At 61.7% G+C, this 12,284-nt stretch carries 15 protein-coding genes; 13 read left to right on the top strand and 2 right to left on the bottom strand.

What is annotated here, in order from left to right; all coding sequences use genetic code 11:
- The first annotated feature begins 92 nt into the window (after window positions 1-92).
- The 10 genes from L0H65_RS00215 to L0H65_RS00170 all read left to right on the top strand — a co-directional run bounded on the left by L0H65_RS00215 (window position 93) and on the right by L0H65_RS00170 (window position 8,362).
- Complete coding sequence (locus L0H65_RS00215; RefSeq protein WP_168775668.1) at window positions 93-653, top strand: L,D-transpeptidase; 561 nt, start codon at window positions 93-95, stop codon at window positions 651-653.
- 510 nt (window positions 654-1,163) lie between these two features.
- Window positions 1,164-1,844, top strand: coding sequence for a cytochrome c (locus tag L0H65_RS00210; RefSeq protein WP_301456756.1), 681 nt, complete (start codon window positions 1,164-1,166; stop codon window positions 1,842-1,844).
- Between the two features lie 2 nt (window positions 1,845-1,846).
- Window positions 1,847-2,830 carry a cytochrome c gene (locus L0H65_RS00205; protein WP_301456755.1) on the top strand — a complete coding sequence of 328 codons (984 nt, stop codon included), beginning with the start codon at window positions 1,847-1,849 and terminating at the stop codon, window positions 2,828-2,830.
- Window positions 2,820-3,248: a hypothetical protein gene (locus tag L0H65_RS00200; RefSeq protein WP_301456754.1), complete on the top strand. Its 429-nt coding sequence runs from the start codon at window positions 2,820-2,822 to the stop codon at window positions 3,246-3,248. The genes L0H65_RS00205 and L0H65_RS00200 overlap by 11 nt, the downstream gene beginning before the upstream one ends.
- Window positions 3,238-3,729 (top strand): hypothetical protein, encoded by a 492-nt coding sequence (locus tag L0H65_RS00195; protein WP_301456753.1) that lies wholly within the window; start codon window positions 3,238-3,240, stop codon window positions 3,727-3,729. Before L0H65_RS00200 ends, L0H65_RS00195 begins: the two co-directional genes overlap by 11 nt.
- 68 nt (window positions 3,730-3,797) lie before the next feature.
- Window positions 3,798-4,469, top strand: coding sequence for a ferric reductase-like transmembrane domain-containing protein (locus L0H65_RS00190; RefSeq protein WP_301456752.1), 672 nt, complete (start codon window positions 3,798-3,800; stop codon window positions 4,467-4,469).
- Window positions 4,456-6,411: a penicillin-binding protein 2 gene (gene mrdA, locus L0H65_RS00185; RefSeq protein WP_301456751.1), complete on the top strand. Its 1,956-nt coding sequence runs from the start codon at window positions 4,456-4,458 to the stop codon at window positions 6,409-6,411. The genes L0H65_RS00190 and mrdA overlap by 14 nt, the downstream gene beginning before the upstream one ends.
- Window positions 6,408-6,884, top strand: a complete 477-nt coding sequence (locus tag L0H65_RS00180; RefSeq protein ID WP_301456750.1) for a cytochrome c — start codon at window positions 6,408-6,410, stop codon at window positions 6,882-6,884. Before mrdA ends, L0H65_RS00180 begins: the two co-directional genes overlap by 4 nt.
- Before the next feature lie 105 nt (window positions 6,885-6,989).
- Window positions 6,990-7,718 (top strand): DsbA family protein, encoded by a 729-nt coding sequence (locus L0H65_RS00175; RefSeq protein ID WP_301456749.1) that lies wholly within the window; start codon window positions 6,990-6,992, stop codon window positions 7,716-7,718.
- Between the two features lie 203 nt (window positions 7,719-7,921).
- Window positions 7,922-8,362 carry a hypothetical protein gene (locus L0H65_RS00170; protein WP_126976248.1) on the top strand — a complete coding sequence of 147 codons (441 nt, stop codon included), beginning with the start codon at window positions 7,922-7,924 and terminating at the stop codon, window positions 8,360-8,362.
- Window positions 8,363-8,401: 39 nt separating this feature from the next.
- On the opposite strand, the gene L0H65_RS00165 is transcribed toward L0H65_RS00170, so the two are convergent.
- Window positions 8,402-8,956 carry a DUF411 domain-containing protein gene (locus tag L0H65_RS00165; RefSeq protein ID WP_301456748.1) on the bottom strand — a complete coding sequence of 185 codons (555 nt, stop codon included), beginning with the start codon at window positions 8,954-8,956 and terminating at the stop codon, window positions 8,402-8,404.
- A gap of 7 nt (window positions 8,957-8,963) precedes the next feature.
- Window positions 8,964-9,575 carry a membrane lipoprotein lipid attachment site-containing protein gene (locus tag L0H65_RS00160; protein WP_112312873.1) on the bottom strand — a complete coding sequence of 204 codons (612 nt, stop codon included), beginning with the start codon at window positions 9,573-9,575 and terminating at the stop codon, window positions 8,964-8,966.
- A 203-nt stretch (window positions 9,576-9,778) separates the two neighbouring features.
- Here L0H65_RS00160 and L0H65_RS00155 point away from each other — a divergent pair, with 203 nt between their 5' ends.
- The 3 genes from L0H65_RS00155 (at window position 9,779) to L0H65_RS00145 (ending at window position 12,225) form a co-directional block, all read left to right on the top strand.
- Window positions 9,779-10,114: a hypothetical protein gene (locus L0H65_RS00155; protein ID WP_112312871.1), complete on the top strand. Its 336-nt coding sequence runs from the start codon at window positions 9,779-9,781 to the stop codon at window positions 10,112-10,114.
- A gap of 62 nt (window positions 10,115-10,176) precedes the next feature.
- Window positions 10,177-11,646 (top strand): multicopper oxidase family protein, encoded by a 1,470-nt coding sequence (locus L0H65_RS00150; RefSeq protein WP_301456747.1) that lies wholly within the window; start codon window positions 10,177-10,179, stop codon window positions 11,644-11,646.
- A gap of 45 nt (window positions 11,647-11,691) precedes the next feature.
- On the top strand, window positions 11,692-12,225 hold the full coding sequence (locus L0H65_RS00145) for a TlpA disulfide reductase family protein (RefSeq protein ID WP_332872078.1): 534 nt from the start codon (window positions 11,692-11,694) through the stop codon (window positions 12,223-12,225).
- Window positions 12,226-12,284 lie beyond the last annotated feature (59 nt).

The following is a 12,284-nucleotide window of genomic DNA, read 5'->3' as shown; positions in this document are numbered from 1 at the left end:
GCTTCACCTCTTTGTTACCCCTGTGAGACGGGAAGCGATTTGACCTTCCCACGTTGGAACCCGGCAGAGGTTAAAAAAAGGAGGAGCAGACCATGCGATTCAGTCGACGACTTTTCGTTGCCGGAGCCCTTGCCGCGCCTTTCTTGACGGGCCGGGCAGCCTTCGCAACCGAGGATAACCAAGGGCCCGTCCGAAACAACATCTCGGCGTTCCGTACCCATGAGTGGCAGGACCACTTCGACTCGCTTGGGGTGGGGGTTATCATCTCTGACACCACAGCCAAGGTTCTCCAGCACTGGACGAGCGATGGTCAGATGTTTCTCTACCCCACTTCGGTTCCGCTGTCGGATGAATTGACCCGGCGGGGATATACCGAGGTCGTCGAGAAGCGGGAAAACCCGAGCTGGGCTCCGACGCCCTCGATGCGGGAGCGCAACCCGGAATGGCCAGCCTTTGTGCCAGGAGGCGATCCGACCAATCCGCTCGGCACCCGCGCCCTGTATCTATCGTGGCAGTACTACCGGATTCATGGTACCCACGACACGCGCAAGATCGGTCGCCGCTCGTCGAACGGCTGTATCGGGCTTTACAATGAGCACATCGAAGAGGTGTTCGATCGCACGCCGGTCGGAACGAAAGTCAAGCTGATCTGAACAGATGAAATCGACAGCAACCCCTTTGGCCCTCCCGCAAAACCTGCTTGTCCGCAGGTTGTCGCGCTTCGTGTCGATGTGGCTTCTGACTGTCGCTCTGGTCATGGGCTTGGTGTTGGGACAGTCTGCAGAAGCAGCGTCTGGCAACGAGCATCATTCCGACCTCACCGTCGAGGCTGCCGATACACCCGACCAGCAATCTTCCGCAACGCCTGCCTGCCACCCCGGCGTGATTTGCACGGCGTTCGTTTTGCCAGATGCTCTGTCATCGATACAGCCCACGGTCGTTCCGGCTGTGCTTCAGCCCGGCGCTGAGCAGTCGCAACGCCGTTTTGGCGGTCCGGCCATCACACTCCCTCCCCCGCGAATCCTGACCTGACAGTCGGGCCGAACGATTGTTCGATGACCAGACGAGCCGGTTTGAAAGACTGGCTCAGGTTCAACTCTTTCTCAGCCTGACACGAGAATTCGTCCCAAGCTGTGACCCGCCTGACCGGCAGGGCGCAGCCAATGATCAACAACAAGAAACCAAGGGCAGTCAGGCCGATGAAATCACAATGGACGGGCGCGATCGCGCTTGCCGCTTCCGCCGTCGCGGCAGTGGCGCTGGCACATACGGGGGCGACGGGCGTCGTCCTGGACCGAATGAACGGAATGACGGCAATGCGCGACACCATCGCGGAATTGGCACCGATGATGCAGGGCACCGTGCCCTACGACAGCTTCATTGTGTCTGAAGGTGCCAGCGTCATTGCAAGTCATGCGGGCGGGACGATGCTGTCGCTCTTCCCTGAAAACAGCCTTGAAGGCGTCACCTATGCCAAGCCGGAAATCTGGGCTGATTGGCAGCAGTTCGCGGCCCTCTCCGAAGAGCTGAAGGTCTATGCTGATGCCTTGGCTGAAGCTGCCCCGAACGGCCTCGAGCCCGCGATTTCGCCAGCTGGCGAGATGGCTGGCATGGATCACTCGGGCATGGACATGACGGGAACACCGCAACCAGCGCAGGGCTTCACGGTCGCGGAATTGATGGGATACGGAGCGGCTTCGGAAAAGATCGCGGTGACACGCGGGACATCCGACCCGACAATTTTGGAGCTCGATCTGACGACACTGGCGGCGGACGACCTCTTCAACCGGATCAGCGCGACATGCTCTTCCTGTCATGCGCAGTTTCGCGCGGGCCGGAACTGACCATGCGAGGTTTGATCCGGCTTTCCTTTGTCTTCCCAGCCATCGTGGCAGGGATAGGTGCCGGGGTGTTGGCACTGTGGCCGATCGGGGAGGTCGAGCCCGCGAGCTTTCCTTCCGGCGATGCTGAACGTGGGGCCTATCTCGCGCGCGCAAGTGGCTGCGTGTCCTGCCATACCAACTCGGCCGCCAAAGGACTGGCGCTCGCGGGAGGTACACCTCTTGACACACCTTTCGGCACCTTTGTGCCACCGAACATCACACCACATCGGGAGGCCGGGATCGGGCGCTGGACTGTGCAGGATTTCGCCAGGGCCGTGCGCCAAGGGGTGTCGCCCGACGGCGACCCCTACTATCCGGTCTTCACCTACTCCTTCTACGCCGGTTTTTCCGATCAGGACATTGCCGACCTCTGGGAGGCGTTCCGCACTGTCCCGGCTGTTGGCGATGCAGCCCCATCCCATGACGTCGGCTTTCCCTTCAGTTTCAGATCGGGACTGAAGCTCTGGCGCGCGGCCTACCTTGAGACGCCCGATACGGATGCACTTATGGGCACGTCTTCCCCGTGGAACCGCGGGCGGGTGCTGGTCGAAGGGGCTGCACATTGCGCTGCCTGTCACACGGGCCGGACCCTGGCAGGGGGCCTTGATGACGGCGCCCGCTTTGCCGGGAACGACAGCCTTCCAGGGGGCAGCAAAGCACCGCCAATTCTGAGTGACGCTCTCCTCGCAAAAGGTTGGGGCATTGCGAACCTGGCTTACGCGCTTCAGTCCGGGATTCTGCCCAACGGGGATGCTTTCGGCGGCAGCATGGCCGAGGTCGTCGCTGAGGGCACGTCTTTCCTGAGCGCTGCCGACCGCGAGGCCATTGCCACCTATCTCCTCGACCCCGAAGGCACGGGCGACATTCCTGCGCCCGCACCGACGCCGGTCGAGACCCCAATGGCTGGAATGGATCATTCACAGATGGATATGGGAAATGGGAACTAGAGCGCTTGCCGTCATTCTGGCTCTGGGCGTTGCCGTCTTCGTCGGTGTCTTCATCTGGACGACCGTCTGGTCCCTCGATCCGCGCGAGACGATCTCCGCTGATCCATCGGTGACAGCCACAGTGTCCGAAGCGCTTTCGGACGGACGGATGGACGTCCAGGTCTACGCGCTCGGTGGTCGTGACGTTCGGGTCGAAATCCAGTTCGTGCCCAATACCGACGCCGGCGCAGCTGCCGGCATGCGGCCAGATGTGAACTTTGCGATGGTCGACATGCACATGGAAGGTGTAGCGCCGCCGCTTCAGCTGGTCGAGGCAGGCGTCTGGCGGGCAAAAGTGAAGCTGCCGATGGCCGGTCGGTGGGTCGTCAACGTGGGCTTTGGTGAAGAGTTTGCAGAGGTCGAGTTTGATGCGCGATAACCCAAGTCCGGCAACTTTTCTGAATGATGACAGCCTTCGCCGCAACCTGCGCGGCCTGGCTGTTGGCATCACCCTGTTCGTGGTCCTCGGCACGGTCACTGCCGTATGGGCGAACCCGCTTTTTGTCAGGATGACTCCAGTCGGGCCTTGGGAGTTCGTCGCGACCGTTCTGACGGCCTTCCTCGGAGGTGTGACAGCGGCGATGTGGGTCCCTCAGTGCACCTTGCGCGCTTCCGGGACGGGTGGGCTTGCCAGCTTTCTCGGAATTGCCTGCCCAACCTGCAACAAGGTGCTCATGCTGGTCTTCGGTGGACCCGCGCTTCTTGCCTGGTTTGATCCGCTCCGGCCGTGGCTTGCGACTGCCGGGCTCGCCATCATGGGCATCGCCGCGTTTGGCACGTGGCAACGGTTTCGCGTTGTCCGCACTGGCGAAAGGGAGGTGCAGGGACTGCGGTGCCTTGATCGGGGTGACGTGAAATGAAGACAGTCACGGTCCATGACCCAATGTTCCGACGGCTAAGCCGGAATGTACTTTTGCGGCACGGGCTGATGGCCCTCCTCTCTGCTGGCCTCGTTCTGATTTTTGCGGCTATCCATGGCGAGTGGAGTCCGATGCACCGCTGGAACCGGGCACTTGGCGACGCCTCGCTGGTGCTGGTTGCGCTTTCGATGGGTCTGGGTCCTCTGGCCCGGCTCCTCAGACCCGCAGTGTTGGTGCTGCCCTACCGCCGCGAGTCGGGCATCTACGGTTGCCTTCTGGCGCTTGCGCATGCTGTGGTCATCCTTGTCGGATGGGTCGAATGGGAACTGATGCGGCTCTTCGGCTTCGAATGGCATCCCGAACTCCTCACCTATGTCATGTTTCAGCATGGCTTTGGTCTGGCCAATGCGATCGGGATCGCCGCCATGCTCCTCGCGGTCCTCCTTGCCACAACCTCAAGCGATGTCGCGATGCGCCGCCTGGGCGTTTCCGGCTGGAAGTTCCTGCAGATGGGTGTCCTGCCACTCTGGTGGCTGTCTGTAGCACATGTCGCCTACTTCCTGTTCATGCATTTCCTCAGCTTTCACCGGGCGACGCCCGAGCCGAACCCCCTGCAGTATTGGTTCGTCGGGCTGGTGGTCTTGGTCCTGGGACTGCGACTTGCCGCTTACCTGAAAACCATCGGCGGCAGACGCATGCCGGAGTCTCAGGACGAGGGGGCCAAGCATGCGCCGATCTGAACGAGATCTCGCTCGGGCCGCACGGGTAACGACGCGTCGGTCGCTGTTGCTTGGCGGTGTGATGACCTCGGTGGTCGGCGTGCTTGGTTTCCGGATGTGGCAACTGGGTGTACGCGATGCTGAGGAGTATTACCTCCTGGCCGAGGAAAACCGAATCAATTTGCGGCTGGTGCGCCCCGACCGGGGCCGCATCTTCGACCGCGCGGGCAAGATCGTCGCGGACAACGAACACACCTACCGGATCACGCTCGTGAAGGAGGAGGCCAGGGACGTCGATGACGTCCTTGCGAAACTGCAGCGGCTTCTTGGTCTGACGGGTGAGGACATCGACCGGATTCGGGAGCAACTTGACCGCGTTCGGGGCTTTGTCCCGGTGACCGTGAAGGACAGGGTCACTTGGGAAGAGTTGTCAATCATCGCCTTGAACACCCCGGCTCTTCCAGGTGTCCACCCAGAGATGGTCCTGTCTCGGGTCTACCCCTTCGGGCCGGACTTTGCCCATCAGGTCGGCTATGTGGGACCCGTCAGCGACAGCGATCTCACAGCCAAGGACGGGGAACCAGATCCGCTTTTGCGCTCGCCGGACTACCAGATCGGCAAGACCGCGATCGAGCGGATTCACGAGCGCGCGCTGCGCGGTGAGCCGGGAGCCCAGCGGGTGGAGGTCAACGCCGGCGGCAGGACCATGCGCGAGCTGGCACTTGATCCGCCGACCCCCGGCTCGGACATGCAGATCACACTGGATCATCATTTGCAGAACTTCATGCGTGTGCGCCTCGAAGAACAAAGCGCGGCGGCTATCGTAATGGATGTCACGAACGGTGATCTCCTTGGCTGCACGTCTGCCCCTGCATTTGACCCGAACCTCTTCGTGCGGGGGATCTCGAGCAAGGACTACAGCGGACTGCGCGACAGCGAGTTTCGCCCGCTTGCCGACAAGACCGTTCAAGGGGCCTATCCGCCGGGGTCCACGATCAAGATGGCGAATGCGCTCGCGGCTCTGGAAAGCGGGGTCATGGATCCAGCAGAAACCGTGACCTGCAACGGGTACGTGGAAATCTCTGGTCGCAGGTTCCATTGCTGGAAAAGCGGCGGCCATGGGCGGGTCGACATGGTCGGTGCGTTGCGGCAGTCCTGCGACGTCTACTTCTACGAAGTTGCGCAACGGATCGGGATCGATGGCATCTTTGCGATGAATGACCGTCTCGGATTGGGCCAGAAATACGACCTTCCACTGTCGGGAATGGTTCACGGCAACAATCCCTCGCGCGCTTGGAAGCAAGAGCGGTACGGTCAGGATTGGTTGATTGGCGACACGATCAACGCGTCCATTGGCCAGGGCTTCACGTTGACCTCGCCAATTCAGCTTGCCACGATGACCGCGCGCCTGGCCTCAGGAACGGCAGTCCTCCCGCGTCTCGTGCGCCCGCTCGGTGGGGCCGGTCCGGGTGAGCCTGTTCCTGCTTCACTTGGTCTGTCGGCGGAGGCGCTTGCGATCGTGCGCCAGGGGATGTTCGAGGTTTCGAACCATGAGCGTGGGACGGCCTATGCGTCGAGGATCGCGGATGTGAACAAAGCCATGGCCGGGAAGACGGGCTCGAGCCAGGTGTTTTCGATCACGGCGGCCGAGCGCGCTGCAGGTGTCCGGTCGCAGGACGAACTCCCCTGGAACAGGCGGGACCATGCGCTGTTCGTGGCCTTCGCCCCCTTTGATGCGCCTCGATATGCCGTGACAGTGGTTGTGGAACATGGCGGCGGAGGGTCAACGGCTGCGGCCCCGATCGCGCGCGACATCATGCTTTTTGCCCAACACGGCGGCCTGCCGCCCGAAGATGCCTATCCCACTGCGCAGCGGGCCCGAATTCGGGAGGATCTGGCTCAACTGTCCGAACGAATTCTCCCGCCGGATGGGGTGACACCGATCACCGTGAGCCGGACATGAAGGCCACCAAGCCAAGAAATGGCAAGTTCCGAGGCGCTGCGATTGTTGCGCGCGCGGCAATCTTTCTGCTGTTTGCACCGCAAGCGAACGCGTTCTTCCACAATAGCCCCGATCTCGAACAAGGTCGCGCCATCTATGAAGCGGAATGCGCGTCGTGCCACGGCGCCGATCTGGAAGGACATCCCGACTGGCGGTCGGCGAATGAGGACGGGACCTATCCCGCCCCGCCGCATGACGCGAGCGGCCACACTTGGCATCACGGCGACATCATGCTGCGCGACTACATCAAACGCGGCGGGCAGGCGGTCCTTGACGAAATGGGCGTTGCCTTCACCTCCGGCATGCCGGCTTTCGGCGACCGTCTGACAGACAAGGATATCGAAGCTGTTCTGGATTACATCAAATCGACTTGGCCCGACGGCATCCGCGCCACGCAAGCAGAGCGCAGCGCCACCGAGGCCCTCGCCCCATGATGCCTGGCCGAACGATAGGCTATCGGTCCAAGTTCGAACTTGCCCCTCGTGTTACTTGAGTAAGCATCAACCCTCAAAGAATTTACGAAATGAAAGGTCCGCCCGATGCGAATGAAATCCCTGCTGCTTGCCAGCGTCTTCTGCTTCCAAGTCGCCATGCCGGCCTTCGCGCAGGAGGTCTCGGATGAACGCATCAAGGCTCTCGTCGCCGAGGCCCTGCGCGAAAACCCCGAACTGATCCTCGAAGCGCTCCAGGCCCTCGAAGAGCGGCAGGCGGAAGCGCAGGCAGCCGCCGCAACCGCAGTATTGGCCAACGAGCGCGACACATTGGAACGTGACCCTAACGCACCGGTTTTAGGCAATCCGAAGGGCGATATCACGGTAGTCGAGTTCTTTGACTACAACTGCCCCTACTGCAAGCGCGCCATGCCGGAAGTCGACGCTCTTCTGGCCGAAGACGGCAACATCCGGTTGGTGATGCGCGAATGGCCAATCCTCAGCGAGGGATCTGCCTTTGCCGCACGCGCCGCGCTCGCATCCCGGAAGCAGGGCAAATATGCTGAGCTCCACAATGCTCTGATGGGTATGCGCGGCAAGGTAGAAGCCGACACGGTGCTGCGTGTCGCCGGCGAAATCGGCTTGGACTTGGACAGACTCAAGGCAGACATGCAGGCGCCAGAGATCGACGAGCACATTGCAACCTCGATGCGTCTGGCCGAGGCGCTCGGTTTCAACGGGACGCCATCCTTTGTCGTAGGCGATCAGCTGGTCCCCGGTTTTGTTGAAAAGGCGCAGCTTTCCGAAATCGTGGCTTCTGTTCGGGCATCAGAATGAGTGGTTCGAAACGAGTCGCTTCGGAATGCTCCTGTTGCACCGCCTTCCCTGCTCGCAGGACGATCCCGGCCGTCCCGGCCCTCGCGGCGGTACTATGGATCGCTCTGTCTGGAATTGCGGCAGCGCATTCGTTCATTGCAGCAATTCTCGTCGTCAGTGAGAATGTTGAGCAAGACCTTGCGGAGGCTGTCCGAGGATTCGTGTTGGCTGCCGACGAGCGGGACGGGCACCCAAACGAAACCTCCGACGGGCATCTGGGCGGCGTTGACGTGCATGTTCTTCCGCTTCCGGCCGAAGCCACCAGACTTGTCCAGAAGTTGACTGGCTCACCAGACGAGCCGGCTGATGTCGTCATCGTCCTTGGACCGAAGCCTGCCGCCGACGACGCGGCGAGCAAGTACAGCCGTGCGAGCACCGTTCTGGTGCAAGCACTCCTTGCGGAGGGCTGGAATGGTGATGACCGCATGGACGGTTTCGTCACACGATACCGGCTCGCCTACGGCAAGGAGCCCGGTCTTTTGGCCGCCTCAGCCTACCACGCGGCGCGCAGGTTGGATGTCGCGATCAGACCGCTTGACGGAGCGGGGCCGCGGGATGTGCTTCTGGAAGCCTGGCAAGCATCCGAGGTCGGCTTGCAAAGATGAGCCTATGGTCTCTCGCGCGGCGCGCACCGGGTGGGGATCTCACGCCGCCGGATAGCTGGTGAAGACCGTACTGCTTCCGTCCAGACCGACCATAACGACATCATAAGCCTGACGCTCTGTCTCTGGTCCCATTCCCGGTGAGCCGAATGGCATGCCCGGAACGGAAAGTCCCACTGCCAAGGGGCGTTCGGCCATCAACCTGCGGATATCCGCTGCTGGAACGTGCCCTTCGATGGTGTAGTCGCCGATGGTCGCCGTGTGGCAGGACGACAGGTTCTCCGGGATACCGCGCTCCCGCTTATAGGTCGCGAGGTCTTCGACACTGCGCTCTTCAAAGCTGACGTTGAAGCCGCTTTCGCGTAGGTGGCCGATCCAGGCGTTACAACACGGACAGCCAGGGTCCTTCACCACATGGATCCGTTCGTCCCCTTCGGCCAGCAAAGGCACAGTGCTCATGGCAAGGATGGCCGGTCCGGCAAGAAGAAGAGTACGGCGCGCAAGGATCATCAAAAGCCCCATTTTATGTGTCACCGCAAAATACTGCCAAAGGCCGGGCGTGGCGAGCGCAGTATGGCTCCCAATAGGCCTGATCACCAAGAAACTACCGAAGACGCGCGTCCCCGGCCTGCACCAGAAGGACGCCGTGATTCTCATCTGCGTCATCGTCCGTAATCCGACGGGTCTGAACGCCCGGCAGATCTGCGAAACCTTCCATCATCCGTTTCGGAAACCAGGTCATTCGCAGGCTTTCGAAGCCGGGAACGCCTTCCAGTACGCGCGATATTGCAATTGTGCAGTTCGCCTTGGGCACCGCGCCGTACGCTTTGGCACGCGCCATGATCAGGTCCGCAACTTCTGGTGAAACCATGATTGTCTGCTCGACAACGTCGTAAGTTTCGCGAGCATGGTAGTCGATGTAGAAGTCGACCATCTTCGGCGTGATCCCGAAATGGACGTCGTTGCGCTCTGGAAGCTTCGGATGTCGCCAGGTTCCCGCCGGGTCAAAGAGAACACGCTCTGAGCCATTGATCAAAAGCCCGGCGTGCGCACCGGCGCCGCTGCGGGTCGACAGGACGGTATAGAGCGTGACCGAGGTCGGGCCGACATGTTCATAGCGCGCGTCGGCCACGGCTTCATCCGGCGCCCAGATCGGTTCGGCGCCGCAGGCGGACAGCAACAGAGTTGCGAAAAGGGCGAAGACCAATCGTTTCATGGTGTGTACCGTCAGATCATTGAAGTTTTCGCGACCCGCGTTCGGTTGCCAGTAAACTCTGCGCTATCAAGTCAAGACGAGGGAAAACGCGGCAATTCTGCTGCAGTCGATGTCATCGCCATATTGCCCAGACACCAAACTGTCAGATGACGGCACCAGACCACACTGATACACATGACGTCATGACCCGCTCGTTGTTTCCTATGCGTGCACTGATCCTCGCCGCCTATCTTCTGGCGGCGATCCTGCCAATGCTTGCCTTCTCCGAAGGTCGGCAACAGTCTCAGGCCGACCATGAGCAGATGATGGCGATGGCTGGCCATGGCGCGCATATGTCATCCGCAGGCAGCCCGATTGACGATGCACAACGGCTGCTTTGCCAGCAACATTGTCTTTTTGCGGCTGCGGCTCTTCCCGCCCCAAGCCCGGGCGTCGTCGCCATCGCGCGTTCGGTTGAAATCAACCTGAACAATGACCTGCTGGCTGCATCGCTTGCGCTCCCGCCACCTGGCCCACCTCCGAAACGCACACTGATCTGACCCTATAGCTCCGGTTCGCCGGGGCCTTCAGTCTTTTCACGTTGCGATACAGGAGAATTCGCATGATCACGTTCTCTCGCCGCGGCTTTCTGGCCGCTTCTGCGGCTACGGCCGCCTCACTTATCCTGCCTGCGCGCGCTCGAGCCCAATCAGCCCGTATGTCGCTGACGGCGACGACCCGGACGCTCGATATCCGGGGCAGGGCCGCCACCGTCTGGGGGCTGATGGACGGCAACGGCCGGTCTGGATTGGTCCTCGACCCGGGTCAGGCATTCGCCGTCGATCTGACGAATACCCTGACCGAGCCGACCATCATCCACTGGCACGGACAGATCCCGCCAAACGCTCAAGACGGCGTGCCGGACATGCCCATGGCCACGCTGCAACCCGGCGAAAGCCGCGCCTATGACTTTGCCGCGCGCCCGGGCACGCACTGGATGCATGCCCATATCCCCGCGCATGAGATGCTGCTGCTGGCCGCCCCCCTGGTCGTGCGGCGGCCCGAGGATGTTGCGGCCGATCGGCAGGACGTGACGCTGTTCCTGCACGACTTTTCGTTCAAGCCGCCTGCGGAGGTGCTGGCAGAGATTACCGGCGGCGCGTCCATGGCCGGGATGGACCACAGCCAGATGGGTCAGGACGGCATGGCCGGCATGGACATGGGCGCAATGGGTCAGGGGGACATGATGGCCATGCCGGGCATGGACGGCATGGCGATGGACCTGAACGACTACAACTTTGACGCCTACCTTGCCAATGACCGGACGCTGGACGACCCCGAAGTCGTGCAGGTGGACAAGGGCAGCAAGGTCCTTGTTCGGGTGATCAACGCGGCCGCCGCGACGGTGTTCTGGATCGACACCGGCGCACTGACCGGGCGGCTGGTTGCTGTGGACGGAGAGCCGGTGCAGCCCCTTCCTGGCAACCGTTTCGGAATCGCGATGGGCCAACGGCTTGACATCGAGCTTAATGTTCCAGCCGAAGGCGGGGCCTTCCCGGTCCTCGCCCTGCGCGAGGGTGCAAGAGAACGGACGGGTCTCGTCCTTGCCACCCCGGGGGCCACGGTGACGAAGGTCGCCAACATGTCCGACGCCGACCATCCTGCCTTCAGCGCCGATCTGACGCAGGAAGCGGCCCTGCGCGCCGTCACCCCGCTGCCGGAGCGCGCGGCATCGTCGCAGCCGATGTTGATGCTGGGCGGCTCGATGATGCCCTACGTATGGACCATCAACGGGCAGACCTGGGGCAAACATTCCCCGGTGACCGCGAAAACCGGCGAGCGTGTCGAGATCATGTTCCACAACATGTCAATGATGGCACATCCCATGCACCTGCATGGCCACGCTTTCCAGGTGGTCGGCGTGGGCCAGAACCGGATCGCGGGTGCTGTTCGTGACACCGTTCATGTGCCGCCGATGGGGATGGTGACGGTCGCGGTGGATGCGGGTGAAGCGGCGCGGTGGATGCTGCATTGCCATCACATGCCGCATCTCTCGACAGGCATGATGACTGAGTTCGCGGTTTCGGCCTGACGACGATCCGGACCCGCAGATTGCCTGCGGGTCCGGCCTTCCGCGATGGGAAAACCAATGCCTGTTCAGATGGGTCGTCGACCTCTCCTTGCCGGTCTTGCAGCGAGCTTCATTGCGGGGCCCGCCCAAGCGCGACCGCCTTTCCGGCTGCGAAAGGACCCGCAGCCTCTGCTTTCCCCGCCTATCCAGGATGAAGCAGGAACCACCAGGGTTCTTGGGGACTTTGCCGGGCGTGTGATCCTTCTGAACATCTGGGCGACTTGGTGCCCGCCCTGCCGGGAAGAGATGCCGGCACTCGAACGTTTGGAAGGGCTGCTTGGAGGCCCGGATTTTGCCGTGCTACCCCTTTGCATCGACGAGGGCGGGATCGAAAGGGGCCGAGGTTTCTATGATGAGATCGGGCTTGTAAACCTGCCGCTCTACTGGGCGGAACCGTTGCGGGTTCAACTGGCTTTGGCCTTCATCGGACTGCCGACGACGCTTCTGATCGACCGCGAGACGCGTGAAATCGGGCGGCTTCAGGGCCCCTTCGACTGGGGAAGCGACGAGGCTGTCCGTCAGATATCGGATCTGCTTTGATCGGTCGCCATTCCCTTGATTAAATCCCTGCCTAGCACGTTGAGTTCGGAAATGGACAG

Source organism: Pseudorhodobacter sp., assembly GCF_030452865.1.
Classification (GTDB): Bacteria; Pseudomonadota; Alphaproteobacteria; order Rhodobacterales; family Rhodobacteraceae; genus Pseudorhodobacter.
The sequence above is the reverse complement of the archived record's forward strand: the minus strand, read 5'-3'. Positions and strand labels throughout refer to the sequence as shown.

Excerpts from the sequence above, each read along its gene's own strand:
- L0H65_RS00180 (WP_301456750.1), top strand. The coding sequence starts at position 6,408 with ATGAAGGCCACCAAGCCAAGAAATGGCAAGTTCCGAGGCGCTGCGATT.
- L0H65_RS00200 (WP_301456754.1), top strand. The coding sequence starts at position 2,820 with ATGGGAACTAGAGCGCTTGCCGTCATTCTGGCTCTGGGCGTTGCCGTC.
- L0H65_RS00215 (WP_168775668.1), top strand. The coding sequence starts at position 93 with ATGCGATTCAGTCGACGACTTTTCGTTGCCGGAGCCCTTGCCGCGCCT.
- L0H65_RS00155 (WP_112312871.1), top strand. The coding sequence starts at position 9,779 with ATGCGTGCACTGATCCTCGCCGCCTATCTTCTGGCGGCGATCCTGCCA.
- L0H65_RS00175 (WP_301456749.1), top strand. The coding sequence starts at position 6,990 with ATGCGAATGAAATCCCTGCTGCTTGCCAGCGTCTTCTGCTTCCAAGTC.
- L0H65_RS00205 (WP_301456755.1), top strand. The coding sequence starts at position 1,847 with ATGCGAGGTTTGATCCGGCTTTCCTTTGTCTTCCCAGCCATCGTGGCA.
- L0H65_RS00160 (WP_112312873.1), bottom strand. The coding sequence starts at position 9,575 with ATGAAACGATTGGTCTTCGCCCTTTTCGCAACTCTGTTGCTGTCCGCC.
- L0H65_RS00145 (WP_332872078.1), top strand. The coding sequence starts at position 11,692 with ATGGGAAAACCAATGCCTGTTCAGATGGGTCGTCGACCTCTCCTTGCC.
- L0H65_RS00190 (WP_301456752.1), top strand. The coding sequence starts at position 3,798 with ATGGCCCTCCTCTCTGCTGGCCTCGTTCTGATTTTTGCGGCTATCCAT.
- L0H65_RS00195 (WP_301456753.1), top strand. The coding sequence starts at position 3,238 with ATGCGCGATAACCCAAGTCCGGCAACTTTTCTGAATGATGACAGCCTT.
- mrdA (WP_301456751.1), top strand. The coding sequence starts at position 4,456 with ATGCGCCGATCTGAACGAGATCTCGCTCGGGCCGCACGGGTAACGACG.
- L0H65_RS00210 (WP_301456756.1), top strand. The coding sequence starts at position 1,164 with ATGATCAACAACAAGAAACCAAGGGCAGTCAGGCCGATGAAATCACAA.
- L0H65_RS00150 (WP_301456747.1), top strand. The coding sequence starts at position 10,177 with ATGATCACGTTCTCTCGCCGCGGCTTTCTGGCCGCTTCTGCGGCTACG.